The organism is Marinobacterium sp. BA1 (genome assembly GCF_041155135.1).
Taxonomy (GTDB): Bacteria; Pseudomonadota; Gammaproteobacteria; order Pseudomonadales; family Balneatricaceae; genus Marinobacterium; species Marinobacterium iners.
Map to the genome: position 1 here is coordinate 299,654 of NZ_BAAFHC010000001.1, position 13,894 is coordinate 313,547.

The following is a 13,894-nucleotide window of genomic DNA, read 5'->3' on the forward strand; positions in this document are numbered from 1 at the left end:
TAGATTTTATTAATACATAATGCCATCAACAATGCCAGAGCCGGTACCAGCCATTTTGTTCGCTGATTTCCAACGGTGTTTGGTACAGCGCTGAAAGGTTGGCGCCAGTCAGTACTTCTTCTTTCGGGCCGTCCGCAACCACTGTACCTTGTGACAGCAATACCACGCGCTCAATTTCAGGAATAATCTCGTCCACATGGTGGGTTGCGATCAGCATGGAGCCATTCTGCTGACAAAATTGTCGCATCTGTCTTAGCATAAGTGCTGCGGCGCCCATATCGAGGCCGTTTGCTGGCTCGTCCAGAATCAGAGCTTCGGGTTGATGAATCAGTGCTCTGGCCAGCAGCAACCGACGTTTCTGGCCAGTGGAGAGGCGTTGAAACATCTGCTGCTCCTGGTCAATCAGTCCGATCTGCTGTAACAGGCCGATGGCTCTTTGACGCTGCTCATCAGAGGCCTGCAGGTGATCGTGCTGCCCGATCGCGCCGAACAACCCGGACAGGATGACATCCAGAGAGCGGGTATAGGGTGTGTAATCCTCTTGCAATTCATGCGAGACGAAACCAATACGGCTGCGCAACTCCCACAGGTTGACGCTTTCGCTGCCGTAGAGCCGCACATGGCTGCCGTCGCGCACCACGGGGTATAGTTCGCGGCTGATCAGTTTGAGCAATGTGCTCTTGCCGGCTCCGTTCGGGCCGAGAATGGCGACGCGCTCACCGCGCTCCACCCGTAGGGAGAAGTGCTGTAATACCGGTGTCTGTTGCTGGTAAACGGTTACATCCTGGATATCAATCATGTGGGCTCACTTGCGCTGTTTGGCTTCGATCCACTGTGCCATATATTGAGTGCTTTTCAGAGTATGGTGACGCAGCATGGCACCGGTAAAATTGTCCAGTCGGTGCTGTTCAAGGTCGGCTCTGAGTAGGTTAAGGCGTGATATCAGCGCATCGGCATGGCGCTGGAACTGAAAGTGGCGGTCGTGTAGCTCAAAGCCTTGCTGCTGGCATGCTCTCCATTGTGGCGCATCCCGGTATAATGCAACGGCGGTAGTCGAAAACGCTTCGGCATCATCTGCTACAGGTGCCGGCCAGGTATCAGTATCAGCCATTCCTTCGGCACCTACAGATGTAGTCACAGAGGGTGTGCCACAGGCCAGAGCGTCTACCAGTTTGCCTTTCAGGCCTGCGCCAAAGCGCAGTGGCGCCAGATTAATCCGCGCCTTGCGCATCACTTCATGGGCGTCTTCTGCCCAGCCCTTTACCAGAAAGCCCTGTTTCGGATTGTGCAGTGCCGTTGCCTTTGGGGGAGGGTAGGCGCCATATATATGCAGCTCGGCCTGCGGCAACTGTTGACGAACAAGTGGCCAGATGGATTGTTTGAGCCACAGGATGGCGTCCCAGTTAGGGGCGTGACGGAAGTTGCCGATGGCCAGAAAGTGTTCTCGCTGCTCGAAGGTTGGCAGCTGCTCCGTTTCTTTTCTGTTTAGAGGTGGCAGCATGAAAGGGCTGTAGTGAAGCAGGGCAGGGTCGACCTTGAATGTTGACGTCAGCAGCTCGATTTCGGCCCGGGAAATCATAAGCGTCAGATCACTGCGCAAAATGGCGGCAACCTCGCGTTTGGCATGATCCGAGAACAGCAGGTCAGGGCCGACCGTCAGGCTGACTTCACCGCTGTGTTTACAGGCCTGATGACGTGCATGGCGCAGGCAGGAAAGGTCTTCGGTATCCAGCAGACGAATGGCCTCGGGGCAGTGTTTTTCCACCCGCCAGCCGAACTGCTCCTCCATCATGAAACGATCAAACATCACCAGGTCGGGCTGCAGGACACGGATGAAGTCATCAAAGCTGGAGCAGTTCAGTGCGATGTTGACTTCGTTGATACCGCGAGCGGGCAGGTTGGCGCGGTGGATGCTTTTTTCAGCAGGACTGGCAAAAGTCACTGTCCAGCCTTGATCCCGGAAGGCATCGAGCAGGGCCAGCATGCGGTAGCCTGCGGCACTGGAAGCAGGCTCGGGCCAAACATAACCAACAACAAGAACATTCATGAACAATAAAAACCTGTGCAGCAATCGGGCTGGATGTGAGTGTTCATATTACCACTGCATAAAACCATTACCCCATCAGCGCCAGAATGAGGGTCAGGGTAATAAAGGAAAGTGCGGTGGTGACCAGCAACATACCTGCGCACTGACGACCATACCCGTAGTTGCCGCCTATGATCGGGAATACGCTCAGCATCGGCATCGCTGCGGCGAGTATGACAGCCTTTTCAAGCTGCGGATCAAAGTCGCGCCAGAGCATAACCAGCAACAGCATCAGCAATGGGTGTAGCAGAAGCTTGCCTGCAGCGACCAGGCTGATACTGCCAAGGCTGTCATTGACGCGCGTGCCGACCAGAGAGCCGCCGATTACAAACAGCGCTGTGCCCACTGAAGCCATGGCCAGCATCTCCAGGCTGCGGTCCAGCGCGGACGGTATCGACAGCTGCAGGCTGGCACAGATCAGGCCGGCCAGAATGGCAATGATCAAGGGGCTGCGCAAAATGCGCATGAAAATGCGGCGCCAAACCTGTAACAAAGGCTCGCCAGTACCGGTATCGCGCTTGCCATACTCGATCAGAATAAGGGCCAGCGGCAAAATCAGGATGTTTTCCACCAGCAGTGCCATGGTGAAAGGCTGGGTGGGGGCTGAACCAAATACCTGCAGTAAAACGGGGTAGCCAATAAAGGCGCTGTTGGATGCTGACATCCCCATGCCGCGAACACTGGCCTCGGCCAGATCGGTATTGAAAATAAGCCGGTTAAGGGCGATACCGCCCAGCAGTGCGCCAAGGGAGCCAATGGCATAAATGGTCAGGAAGTCAAACTGGATAACTTCGCTTACCTGCATCTGCGACAGAGTGCCGAAAATCAGGGCGGGCAAAGTGAAATAGAGTACAAATCGCCCCAACAAGGGCATCGCTTCCCGTGGCATCAGGCCGGATTTGACCGCCAGATAACCAAAGCCAATGATGATGAAAATCGGTGCGGTAATGGATAAAACGTCCGTCATGGTATCGGCTCCTCCTTAAGAGGCGGCCAGTATACAGATTTATGACGAAGGTAATATGCGGGAAAACCGGGACAATATAAGGATGGTCGGAGTGGAGGGATTCGAACCCCCGACCCTCTGGTCCCAAACCAGATGCGCTACCAAACTGCGCTACACTCCGACTTCGGTGGCTCCTCGAGCTGGACTCGAACCAGCGACCAATAGATTAACAGTCTACTGCTCTACCAACTGAGCTATCGAGGAAAACCGATTCACAGATCAGATATTTGGCTCCTCGAGCTGGACTCGAACCAGCGACCAATAGATTAACAGTCTACTGCTCTACCAACTGAGCTATCGAGGAACACCTGAACTGTGGGGGCGTATATTAGTGATGAGACCCTGTACCGTCAAGCCCTTTGGCTAAATTATTATTCCTTTTTGTATCAAGGGGATAATTCATGGTGTTTGGCAGAAGACGTGTGTAAGTAGAGGGCGGGTTTTGTAGTACGGACAGAGCGCTGTAATTCCCCTTATCTCCCTGCCAGTTTTTCGCTAACATAGCCTGCTATCGGAATCGGCGTATAACTGGACGGATCAGTGCTTTTCAACAAGCTTCCTGAAGACATATTTCTCCCGCTCTCGGGGCAGAACCGGCAGGTGTATCAGTCGGTGCTGCTGGAGCTGGCAGATCTCTTTTTTGACGAGGATCTGATCGATCCCTTTATTCCACGGGATCTGGTGCGTTCCAGCATCGAGAATGCCGTGGTGCGGCTGGGTGTGCGTCGCTGGGAGGCAGAGCCCGGCGAAGATGCAGGCGCAGAGCCGCCTCGTTCCAGTGCCGAGTACACCAACCGCATCTATCGGCGTTTGGTCCAGACCGGCTGGCTGGAAGAGGAACAGAAGGTTTACCGTACCTATGTACTGCTTTCACCTTCAGTCAGCTACCTGCTGCGCTCGCTGGTCAGCATCGCCCGGCTGGAAAAACGCAGCTACGGCGGTGCCGTACTGAACGTGCTCAGTTCGCTGGAGTCGGCCATCAGTGACCCTCTGGGACGAGGTATCACGCTGTCTGAAGCGGCCCAGACGGCGGCGGATTTCAGTGCCCATTTGACTGACATGATGTTGGGCCTGCGTGAGCTGAAGATGAACCTGTCGGCCAGCAATAACCCGCAGGAGATCGTGCGCGGTTTCTTTGACCGTTTTGTTGAGCAGATACTGGTTTCCGACTACAAGACGCTGAAAACCCGTAACAACCCGTTCCGCTTTCGCCGTCAGATTCTCTCCATGCTGCGTGACCTGCAGTTCGATCCGCTCAAACTGCAGCAGCTTGCAGAGCATTATCAGATGCAGCTGGATATGTCATACGACGTTGCCGAAGCGCAGGTGCACCAGCATATCAACCGCATTATCCGGATCTTTGAGTCAGTGGATCAGCGCCTGGCCGCCATTGACGATTTCCGCTACCAGCTGGAGAAGCGGGTAGCGGATACCGTTCGCTACATGGACAAGACCACACCGGGTATGGCAGCGCGCTTGTCGCGCCTGATTGCGGCGGTGGGCAACCTGCCGGAAAAGGTCATTCCGCCGCTCACTACGCTGGATGAGGTGGGCTTTATTTCACCTGCCAGTGTACGCGCACCGGTACGCCGCCGGGTAGAGGCTCAGCCGCGCATCATCACCCAGAAAGAGATCGACCCCTCCGTGCTGGAGTTGCGGCGTCTGTTCAAGGAGTGGAAAGAGCGGCGCGAGGTCAATGTGGATCGTATCGAAACCTACCTGGAGAGCCAGCTTGCCGGCCGCGACCAGCTGAGGGCCACCGATTTTCGGATCGGTACGGTGGAGGACTACATCTGCTTCAGTTACGTGCGCCACTTCAACTCGCTGGGCAAGAAGGCACAGCGGATGCGGCAGCGCTATCGAATTCAATTTGAAGACAACTACGTTAACGTCTCCGGAATGGTGGAGTGTCGTGGTTTTGTTATCCACAGGAACAGCTAATGCTTGGTGATCTGCAGAAAATCGTCTCCCGCAATGAACAGCATGACGCCGATGACTTCATCCGTGCCGCCAACCAGCTGCTGAGCAATCAGTTTCTCTATGCGGACCGGCCGGTACACCGTGACAGCTATTTTCTCATTGCCGGCAATACGGAGTATTTTCGTAACCTGTTTGCGGCCATTGGCTGGAGTCTGGTGTATCAGCCAGATGAAGCCTATCTGGGTATTCTGCCGCAGGGTGAAGAGCGTGTGCTGCGTCTGAAGCTGGACGAGTCGCTGCTGATGCTCTGCCTGCGTCAGCAGTACGAGCAGAAACTGGAAAGCTTTGAGGTGGAAGGCGGCAAGGCCTACACCAGTACAGACGAGCTGCTGCGCCTGTTCAGCAACCTGACCGGCAAGGAGATTCCCAACGAGACGCGTCTCAAGGAGATCATCTCCCTGTTTACCCGCCATGGCCTGATTGAGCGTGGCAAGCAGGATGAAACTGATCCTAAAAACATTCCACTGAAGATCAATCCGACCATCCGTCAGGTGGTGGTGGAAGACTATATTGGCCAGCTGGAAGCACTGTGCGACACCGACATTCGTGATCAGCAGGAGCCTGAAGATATCGAACCGGTTGACCTTCCTGACACGCCAACCCCCGAGACTGAGGAGAAGCCCGCATGAAGCAGCTAAACCGGATTGTACTGGTCAACTGGTATGTGCTGGGCGCAGTCGAGATTCCGATCAAGGGTAATGTGGCGATTGTCGGCCCCAACGGTTCGGGCAAGTCATCCCTGCTGGACGCAATCCAGACGATACTCATGGGCGGCCACAAGCGCCACCTGAGCTTCAACGCCTCGGCCGGTGAGAAGAGCGAGCGCTCTCTGCGTACCTACTGTCTGGGCTTCATGGATGATAACGGCAAGAAGGCCACCGCCCGCGAAGACTCGCTGACCTACATGGCGCTCAGCTTCTTCGATACCGAAACCGCGAAAGAAAGCTGTATTGGTATTGCCATCAGTGCATCGACCGCCAGTGCGGAAGAGGATGTACTGGGCCGGTTTATTCTGCCTGAGTTTTCCGTGTCGCTTGATGACTTCTCGGTCAAGGAAGGCAATGGCCGCATGCCGCGCCCCTGGAACGAGGTGCGTGACAGCCTGCTCAAGCAGTGCCCGGAGATGGTTCTGGAAAAACGAGCCAATCGCTTTATCCGCGATATGGTGACGCACCTGAGCCATGATGCGCAGATGCCGAATGATGACGACAAGTTCGTCAAAAACTTCAAGAACGCGCTGAAATTTGTGCCGATCGACAGCCCGACACGCTTTATTCGTGAATTCGTGCTGGACGAAAACATCGTACATGTTGGCGCTTTCCGCAAGTCGCTGGATGAATACCGCGCGATGGAGCAGAAGACGCTGGAGGTCTCCAACCGCATTGCCGAGCTGGAGAAGGCGCAGGAGCTGTGCAACGGCATCAGCCGCAACGTGAAAAATGCGGTTGAATATGAGTGGGTCGTTCACGAAGGCCGTTTTGAGCAGGCGGATCTGCGCAAGGAAGATGCCGCCGAGCGGCTGGAAGCCTACAGTGAGCAGGAAGAAAAGCTGCAGCAGGAGCTGGAAGAAAACAGTGCGCGACTGAATCAGGCGATGCAGGATCTGGCCGATGCGCGTGCCGAGCTGAACAGCAGCGACTCGGCCCACAAGATCAATGCCCTGGAATCCACCGTCAAGGCACGTCAGCACGAGCAGAACGTGGTCAAGGACAAGATCCAGCAGGCCTACAATCTGCTGCGTACCACCGTGAGTTTTGCCAACTACAACGATCTGCTGCCGGATGATTTCAAGCCGCTGGTGGAGCGTTCGGTTGAGCTTTGGCGCTCCGGTGAAAACATGCTGGCTGATGCCTGGCCGTCTGAGCCGGTCAGTGTGGATAAGGTGATCAGCGAGCTCAAGGGGCAGGTCGACAGCGTGCGCAAGGCGATCTCGCGCCGCTATGAGGAGTCGGTAATCCGTATTAACGACCTGCGCAGCCTGATCCAGAACCAGAAAAGTGCGGTGGAACAGCTGCAGCAGGGGCGTGCGCCCATCCGTCACAATACCCGTGAGCTAATGGAGCTGCTGAGCGAGTATGGTATCGATTCCACTCCGATATGCGAGCTGGCCGACATCAATGATGACAAGTGGCGTATCGCCATTGAGTCCTTCCTGGGCGCACGCCGCGAAGCACTGGTGGTGGCACCGGATAGGGTCAAGGAAGCGATCACCCTTTACCGACGCAAGGGGCGTCATCTCAAGGGCTGCCGAATCATCAATACCACCAAGTCAGGTGACTGGCTGCACCGCAGCAAACCGGGCTCACTGGCACAGTTTATCGATACCGACAACGAACACGCCCAGGCCTACCTTAACCGTGCTCTGGGTGGCGTGATGGCGGTGGAAACCGAGCAGGAACTGCTGCGTCAGGAGCGGGCTTTGACCTACGACTGCATGCTGCAGACCGAAGGTTCAACCACTTCCATCAATGAGCTGAGCCCGATTATGGGTATCCGTCGCCGTCAGGATCAGCTCGAAGTGCAAGGGCGTCAGGTTGATGAGCTGATCGCGGAGTTCACCACCCTGGGCAAGCGTCACGAGTCTCTGGAAAAGCTGCGTGATGCCTTGATCAGCATGACGTCGGGCCTGACTCAGGTCACCGAAAGCGTGTTCGATCTGGTCAATCAGCGTGAGCAGCTCAGCAGCGAAATACAGGGCTACGAGCAGGCGGTTGTTGATCTGCGTAACCATGATGACAGCGGGATCCAGCAGCGCATTGCCGAGCTGGCCGACAGCCAGAAGCAGGTGGAAGCCCGTCAGAAAACCCTGATGGACAAGCTGCAGAAGGTACGTACCGGCATGATCAAGGACAATGCGGCCCTTGAAGTGCTGGAGCAGGAGCTGGTGGAACACGCTCAGGCACGTACGCTGTGCGAGGAAAAACCCCACTTTGATGCCCAGTCGGCGCAGGAAAAGCGCGACTATTTGGATGAAAGCTGTGGCGGGGAGCTGGAGCGCATCATTTTTGAGGCAGCCAAGAAAGCACAGTCAGAACTGCAGCTGCACGAGAAAAAGAAAAACGCCGTGCGTGATGCCGTGGCCCAGTACAAGGCGCGCTATCACGGCGGTGGCATGAGCCATCAGGAGTTGGATAATATCAGTGCCGACTCCACTCATGAAGATCTGGAGTTCTACGTCAACAAGACAGTGCAGGCGCTGCGTGACTCCGAGCTGGCCGAGTATACCAAGAAGGCCGAACGTGCCCGTTTGGAAGCCGAGACTGCCTTCCGCTCAGACTTTGTGGCGCACCTGAATGACCAGATCAACAAGATCAAGGACTTGATCCGTGAACTTAACAGTCACCTGAAGAACCGTCCGTTCCATCAAGAGATGTACAGCTTCGAGATGATGCCTAACCCGGAGCTGAAGGACATTCTGGAGCTGGTCGAGGCCTATACCCGTCTGGATCAGGCCAACGTGGGCACCCTGTTCGATATTCAGCATCAGGGTGATAATACCCACCGCGAGGCGTTGAACAAGATCCACGATGTGCTGCGCGATGAAGGCGAAAGCAGTCTGCTGCAGGACTACCGCAACTTCTACAACTTCGAGCTGGTGGTAAAAGACCTGCAAGGTAATCGCAAGACGACCCTGACGCAGCGTATCAAGACCGGCTCCGGTGGTGAGCATCAGGTACCGTTCTATGTGGCCATGGCGGCTGCATTGGGTGCAACTTACCGCCTCAAGGAAGGTGGTGATGGCCGTCCGGTGGGCGGCATGAGTCTGTCCGTCTTCGATGAGGCGTTCAACAAACTTGACTCCGAGAACACGGTGACGTCATTGGGCTTCATGTCGGATTTGGGCCTGCAGACTATCATCGCCGCGCCGGATGAGAAGTACTCGTTGTTGTCGTCCTGCATGGATACGATCATCAACGTTTGCCGCGATGGCCGTATTGTTGATCTGGATGTGGAGTTCCCGACAGAGCAGGGCAAGGAGCTGCTGGCGTCCGATCACCCCTACAAGATCATGGCGGCTGAAGCCGCTGAAATGGAAGAGGCGTCTTTGACGCCTTGAATCGATCAGCGGGGCGGGGCTGCCAGCAGTCCTCGCCGCGTTGGTTCTGAAGGCTGCCTGTCCAGTGCAGGAATCAGGCTGGTTAGTACCTGATTGCGATAGAGCAACTGCAGGCGTGGACCAAATGGGCGACCGCTCCACTGTTCGGGTTGGTCCAGCATATCCAGCAAAATACCTGCCGCACTCAGGCTCGCTTCCTCCTGCTCGTCGCGCCAATCTCGAAACTGCTCGTTGGCCAGCAGGCAGCTCAGCGTGTGGCTGTTCCACTGTTGTGGCAGTTGCTTCAAGGGAGGGAGCAGGCGGCTGCTGGCGGGGCTGTGCAGGTGCCGATCCCGGGGGAATGAGCGACGTGCGCTAAGGTCGCCACCAAGGCCCAGCAGTCCGTTGTCTCGTACGTTACTGCCAAAATCCAGTGAGGCCAGCCCTTCGATAAGCCGGGTCAGGCTCCAGTTACAGCCCTTGATCAGTTGCCAGGCGGGTTCCATAGTGCGGCGTGAGCCCAGTGTGTAGCGTACTTCAGGCACGGTTTCGAACAGGGTCAACTGCAGAAAGTGGGTCTGAAAGTCGACCAGGCAGCTTGGCTGGTCGATCAGGCAATAGGGTGTCTCGCGGCGACAAAACGCCAACCATTCCTCTCGACTTTCCAGCTGGGGCAATACGCGAATAATCATGGTCACCTGCACTCACATCAGGTCACAAGTATAAAGCAAACCGACCACAATTGACGATGCGAGCCACTGGCCTGCGGCGGCAGAATTCTTTAATGTTAGATTTTTGGCATATAAAGACAGGCCCATGAATATCCACCCACTGCGTTCGCTGTTGTACGATGAGCTGCATTCACGGCCGTTTCAGGTCATTCCCAGTCCGGCGCGCGTCACTCATATGGCACTGCTGTGCAATGAAGCTGACCGTCAGGCGCAGCATGAGCACCTGCAACAGCTGTATGCCCTGTTTGGTTGCCCGGTCGAGCAGGGGGATCGCAACTGCTATGAATATGATTGCGGTACCTTTCGCATGCGCCTGGAGCAGCACACCGAATTTACTACCTTCACTTTCGTTAATCTGGATATTCCCGAGGGCAGTGGTCCCTTTGACGTAACCGGTCTGACCCCGTTGCCCGAGGGCTGGATTGAAGCTCTGCCGGGGCAGGTTGTGGCGGCGTTTCATGTCAGCATTGAAGATGCCCGGCAGGGGCCGGAGCCGAGTCTGCCGCAGGTGAAGCAGGCATTCGAGGAAATGCGCCTGGTCGGCAGCAGCCCGCAGGATGGTGATGCGCGGGTCTGGGCCAGTTTTCAGCTGCATTCGGATGGCTTTGGTCGCCTGATGGTGGTCAACAAACAGATGAGTGACAGTCAGCTTGGCCGTCTGACTCAGCGTCTGATGGAGATTGAGACCTACCGCTTGATGGCATTGCTGGCTCTGCCGCTGGCACGTACGGTATCACCCGAGCTGGTCAAAATGGATGCTCGGCTCGCCGAACTGACTCAGCAACTGGCCGGGGAAGGTGAAGTCAATGAGCGAGAGTTGCTGGCCGACCTGATCGAAATGGCTGCCAGTATCGAGTCATGGCGTGCACGTTCAACCTTTCGCTTCGGCGCCACCAAGGCATACCATGAACTGGTGTTGACGCGCCTGGATGCGTTGCGTGAGGATGAGGTGTCAGGTCATCTCACGATTACCGAGTTTCTTACCCGTCGTCTGACGCCTGCTGTGCGGACGTGTCAGGCGAGCAGTGAACGATTGGAGGATCTGTCGCGGCGGGTGGATCGTGTGTCTGATATGATGCGCACGCGAGTGGAACTGGGTATTCAGCAGCAGAACCAGCAGCTGCTCAGCTCCATGGACCGTCGCTCTCGCATTCAGTTGATGATGCAGCATACGGTAGAGGGGCTGTCCGTGGTGGCGATCAGCTACTACCTGATCGGGCTGCTGAAGTATCTGTTTGAAGCGCTGTACGATGCAGGTGTACCGCTGGACAAGTCACTGGCAATCGGCATTTCGGTGCCGGTGGTTGCCTTCAGTGTCTGGCTGGCCACGCGCCGTATCCACCATCATTTTATCAAGCTGGCACGCAAGGATCGTCTGCGTGATCAGTGAGTCCTGGAGTTGTAGATGAGCGTTGCGGAACGTATTGAAGAGCTGGTCAATGCCGGCATGCAGGTTGAACGGTTTGCGCTGGAAAACGAGAGCCATATGCATTCCGGCCCGGCAACCGAAAGTCATTTCAAGCTGGTACTGGTCAGCCCTGACTTTGCCGGCAAGCGGTTGGTGCAGCGCCATCAGCTGGTATATGGGCTGGTGGCCGAGTTGATGCAGAACCCGATCCATGCACTGGCGTTACACCTGCATACACCTGAAGAGTGGCAGCAGCGCAATGGTGAGGTACCGGAGTCACCCAACTGCATGGGTGGTTCCAAGGCGGATAAGGGCTAAACCGCTTGGGCACGCTGAAGCCGTGCCCAAGCTGTATGCATCAGGCCGTGATGCGGCGGAACAGCTCGAAGTATTCCGGGAAGGTTTTGCGGGTGCAGCCTGGGTCATTGATGGTGATCGGCGCATCGCCAAAGGCAGCCAGCGAGAAACACATCGCCATGCGGTGGTCATCATAGGTATCGATGGCGGCGCTCTGAATCTGTGCCGGTGGCGTGATTTCGATAAAGTCTTCACCTTCGACCACTTCCGCCCCGACCTTACGCAGCTCAGTTGCCATGGCGCTGAGACGGTCGGTTTCCTTGACGCGCCAGTTGTAGACATTGCGAATGGCTGTTGGGCCCTTGGCAAACAACGCTGTGGTGGCAATGGTCATGGCGGCATCGGGAATGGCGTTCAGGTCCAGATCAACGCCGTTGAGCTCGCCCCGCGTCACTTCAATCCAGGTCGGGCCATAGCTGACCTGCGCCCCCATCTTGCCCAGTACTTCGGCAAAGGCCTTGTCACCCTGAACGCTGTCGGCGCCAACGCCGTAAACTCGCACGGTGCCACCGGCGATTGCGGCAGCGGCCAGAAAGTAGGAGGCTGAAGAGGCATCACCTTCCACCATCACTTCACCCGGTGAGAGATACTGTTGACCGGCGCGTACCACGAAACGCTGGTAGTCGTGGTTTTCCACCTCTACGCCAAACAGCGCCATGGTGTGCAGGGTAATGTCGATATAGGGCTTGGAGACAAGCTCGCCCTCTACCTGAATGCTTAGATCTCCCTCGGCAAGGGGCGCCGCCATCAACAGAGCGGTCAGGAACTGGCTGGAGATGTTGCCGCGAATACTGACTTCGCCACCCTTCAAGCCTTTGGCGTTGATCCGCAGGGGGGGGTAACCCGGCTCGCCCAGATATTCGATATCAGCACCCAGCGGCAGCAGGGCATCCACCAAGTCGGCAATTGGCCGCTCATACATGCGTGGCTCACCGCTCAGGGTAAAGCTGCCTTCGCTGGCGCAAAGTGCTGCACAGAGAGGACGCATGGCGGTACCGGCGTTACCCAGAAACAGCTCCAATGCCTGTTCTGCCTTGAATGCCTGCCCCAAGCCGTCCAGCTCACAGCTGCGGCGGTCATCCGCCAATTGATAGCTTACGCCCAGTGCCTTGAGTGCGTTCAACATATGGCGCACGTCATCACTGTCGAGCAGGTTAGTGATACGAGTACTGCCCTCGGCCAGTGCGGCCAGCAGCAGAATGCGGTTGGAGAGGCTCTTCGAGCCCGGAATCTGAACGTCACCGTTGGCTTGGGCCAGCGGCTGCAGGGTCAGGGTATCCATCTGAGGCAGCTTCACTTTAAACACTGGGAGTGGGGTGCATAAACTACCCTGTATCCCGGTCAAGGTCGAGTCCTCGGAGGGCCGATTACGCCGGTTTACGGATGACGCGAGCGCGCTCAAGCAATTCGGCGGGTTGTATTACGAGCTGCTCTAGCTCAAGCAGGCGGATCTTGTGTGTGAGGCCACCGCCATACCCGGTCAACTCGCCGCCGCTGCCAATCACTCGATGGCAGGGAATGATGATGGATAGCGGGTTGCGGTTGTTGGCCAGCCCCACGGCACGTGATGCACCGGGCTTGCCCAGTGCCGCAGCGATCTCGCCATAGCTGCGGGTTTGTCCCCAGGGAATATTGAGCAGTTGGTTCCATACCTGTTCCTGAAAGGCGGTGCCTACGGGGGCCAGCGGCAAATCAAACTGCTTTAGCCGGCCGGCAAAGTAGGCTTCAAGCTGGCTGGCGGCTGCCTGCAGGACAGGGTGCTCAGGGTTTTGAGAGGTGCTGCGCTGACCAAAATCGATTCTGCACAGGCCTTTGGCATCGGCCTGCAGCGTCAGGGGCCCGACCGGGGTGTCAGCAAGGACAAGTGTGTGGATCATGTGGGCCCCCGCGAATAGCTATTGACGCCTGTCATGGAAAACCTATTATGCCTGAAGGATAGTGAAACTGTACCGTGACAACAACCTCAGGAAATATGTTGATGACTATTGAACACCATGATCTCGTCCATGAGCTGCCCGAATACCGTGATCAGATTCACACTCTGAAGATGGAAAACGCGCATTTTGCCAAGCTGTTCGACGAATATCATGTGATCACCAAGGAAGTGGAACAGATGGAAGCGGAAACCCTTCCGGTTTCGACTCGCACGGAAGAAGAGTACAAGCTGAAGCGTCTGCAGTTGAAAGATCAGCTGTACGCAATGTTGAAAGACGCCGGCAACTGATAACGCCGAACCAGTCGCTGAAAACACCCGCTGATCGCGGGTGTTTTTCTTTGCGCGGGCGGCGTA

The 13,894-nt window shown here is 56.3% G+C and carries 12 protein-coding genes and 3 tRNA genes; 6 read left to right on the plus strand and 9 right to left on the minus strand.

Translation table 11 applies throughout. The annotated features are described in order from the left end of the window. Positions 1-25 precede the first annotated feature (25 nt). The 6 genes from ACAM29_RS01430 to ACAM29_RS01455 form a co-directional block, all read right to left on the minus strand. Positions 26-799: an ABC transporter ATP-binding protein gene (locus ACAM29_RS01430; RefSeq protein ID WP_206835176.1), complete on the minus strand. Its 774-nt coding sequence runs from the start codon at positions 797-799 to the stop codon at positions 26-28. A gap of 6 nt (positions 800-805) precedes the next feature. Further along, positions 806-2,047, minus strand: a complete 1,242-nt coding sequence (locus tag ACAM29_RS01435) for a glycosyltransferase (protein WP_369622956.1) — start codon at positions 2,045-2,047, stop codon at positions 806-808. 67 nt (positions 2,048-2,114) lie between these two features. Then, complete coding sequence (locus ACAM29_RS01440) at positions 2,115-3,053, minus strand: AEC family transporter (RefSeq protein WP_206835173.1); 939 nt, start codon at positions 3,051-3,053, stop codon at positions 2,115-2,117. 83 nt (positions 3,054-3,136) lie between these two features. Beyond that, a tRNA-Pro gene (locus ACAM29_RS01445) sits at positions 3,137-3,213 on the minus strand. A gap of 7 nt (positions 3,214-3,220) precedes the next feature. Next, a tRNA-Asn gene (locus ACAM29_RS01450) sits at positions 3,221-3,296 on the minus strand. 24 nt (positions 3,297-3,320) lie between these two features. After that, positions 3,321-3,396, minus strand: a tRNA-Asn gene (locus ACAM29_RS01455). 236 nt (positions 3,397-3,632) lie between these two features. Here ACAM29_RS01455 and ACAM29_RS01460 point away from each other — a divergent pair. Genes ACAM29_RS01460 through ACAM29_RS01470 form a run of 3 tightly spaced genes read left to right on the plus strand, consistent with a single transcriptional unit; the run spans position 3,633 to position 9,129 of the window. Then, entirely contained in the window at positions 3,633-5,033 is a 1,401-nt protein-coding gene (locus ACAM29_RS01460) for a Wadjet anti-phage system protein JetA family protein (protein WP_206835171.1), read from the plus strand. After that, positions 5,033-5,701 (plus strand): DUF4194 domain-containing protein, encoded by a 669-nt coding sequence (locus ACAM29_RS01465; RefSeq protein WP_091825031.1) that lies wholly within the window; start codon positions 5,033-5,035, stop codon positions 5,699-5,701. Before ACAM29_RS01460 ends, ACAM29_RS01465 begins: the two co-directional genes overlap by 1 nt. Further along, positions 5,698-9,129, plus strand: a complete 3,432-nt coding sequence (locus ACAM29_RS01470; RefSeq protein WP_206835167.1) for an SbcC/MukB-like Walker B domain-containing protein — start codon at positions 5,698-5,700, stop codon at positions 9,127-9,129. The genes ACAM29_RS01465 and ACAM29_RS01470 overlap by 4 nt, the downstream gene beginning before the upstream one ends. Positions 9,130-9,134: 5 nt before the next feature. On the opposite strand, the gene ACAM29_RS01475 is transcribed toward ACAM29_RS01470, so the two are convergent. Continuing rightward, entirely contained in the window at positions 9,135-9,800 is a 666-nt protein-coding gene (locus tag ACAM29_RS01475; RefSeq protein WP_369622957.1) for a hypothetical protein, read from the minus strand. A gap of 124 nt (positions 9,801-9,924) precedes the next feature. Here ACAM29_RS01475 and ACAM29_RS01480 point away from each other — a divergent pair, with 124 nt between their 5' ends. Continuing rightward, entirely contained in the window at positions 9,925-11,229 is a 1,305-nt protein-coding gene (locus tag ACAM29_RS01480) for a DUF3422 family protein (protein ID WP_369622958.1), read from the plus strand. A 15-nt stretch (positions 11,230-11,244) separates the two neighbouring features. Further along, positions 11,245-11,565 carry a BolA family transcriptional regulator gene (locus ACAM29_RS01485; RefSeq protein WP_091825041.1) on the plus strand — a complete coding sequence of 107 codons (321 nt, stop codon included), beginning with the start codon at positions 11,245-11,247 and terminating at the stop codon, positions 11,563-11,565. 40 nt (positions 11,566-11,605) lie between these two features. Here the strand turns inward: ACAM29_RS01485 and aroA are convergent, their stop codons facing one another. Further along, a complete protein-coding gene (gene aroA, locus ACAM29_RS01490; protein ID WP_369622959.1) occupies positions 11,606-12,886 on the minus strand; it encodes a 3-phosphoshikimate 1-carboxyvinyltransferase in 1,281 nt (426 codons plus the stop codon). 85 nt (positions 12,887-12,971) lie between these two features. After that, positions 12,972-13,481 (minus strand): methylated-DNA--[protein]-cysteine S-methyltransferase, encoded by a 510-nt coding sequence (locus ACAM29_RS01495; RefSeq protein WP_369622960.1) that lies wholly within the window; start codon positions 13,479-13,481, stop codon positions 12,972-12,974. Positions 13,482-13,582: 101 nt separating this feature from the next. On the opposite strand from ACAM29_RS01495, the gene ACAM29_RS01500 reads away from it, so the two are divergent. Further along, positions 13,583-13,828, plus strand: coding sequence for a DUF465 domain-containing protein (locus ACAM29_RS01500; protein ID WP_354469114.1), 246 nt, complete (start codon positions 13,583-13,585; stop codon positions 13,826-13,828). Positions 13,829-13,894 lie beyond the last annotated feature (66 nt).

What these genes read in the sequence shown, in the direction of transcription:
- ACAM29_RS01430 (WP_206835176.1), bottom strand. Translation starts at nt 799, where the DNA reads ATGATTGATATCCAGGATGTAACCGTTTACCAGCAACAGACACCGGTA.
- ACAM29_RS01435 (WP_369622956.1), bottom strand. Translation starts at nt 2,047, where the DNA reads ATGAATGTTCTTGTTGTTGGTTATGTTTGGCCCGAGCCTGCTTCCAGT.
- ACAM29_RS01440 (WP_206835173.1), bottom strand. Translation starts at nt 3,053, where the DNA reads ATGACGGACGTTTTATCCATTACCGCACCGATTTTCATCATCATTGGC.
- ACAM29_RS01465 (WP_091825031.1), top strand. Translation starts at nt 5,033, where the DNA reads ATGCTTGGTGATCTGCAGAAAATCGTCTCCCGCAATGAACAGCATGAC.
- ACAM29_RS01470 (WP_206835167.1), top strand. Translation starts at nt 5,698, where the DNA reads ATGAAGCAGCTAAACCGGATTGTACTGGTCAACTGGTATGTGCTGGGC.
- ACAM29_RS01475 (WP_369622957.1), bottom strand. Translation starts at nt 9,800, where the DNA reads ATGATTATTCGCGTATTGCCCCAGCTGGAAAGTCGAGAGGAATGGTTG.
- ACAM29_RS01480 (WP_369622958.1), top strand. Translation starts at nt 9,925, where the DNA reads ATGAATATCCACCCACTGCGTTCGCTGTTGTACGATGAGCTGCATTCA.
- ACAM29_RS01485 (WP_091825041.1), top strand. Translation starts at nt 11,245, where the DNA reads ATGAGCGTTGCGGAACGTATTGAAGAGCTGGTCAATGCCGGCATGCAG.
- aroA (WP_369622959.1), bottom strand. Translation starts at nt 12,886, where the DNA reads ATGGATACCCTGACCCTGCAGCCGCTGGCCCAAGCCAACGGTGACGTT.
- ACAM29_RS01495 (WP_369622960.1), bottom strand. Translation starts at nt 13,481, where the DNA reads ATGATCCACACACTTGTCCTTGCTGACACCCCGGTCGGGCCCCTGACG.
- ACAM29_RS01500 (WP_354469114.1), top strand. Translation starts at nt 13,583, where the DNA reads ATGACTATTGAACACCATGATCTCGTCCATGAGCTGCCCGAATACCGT.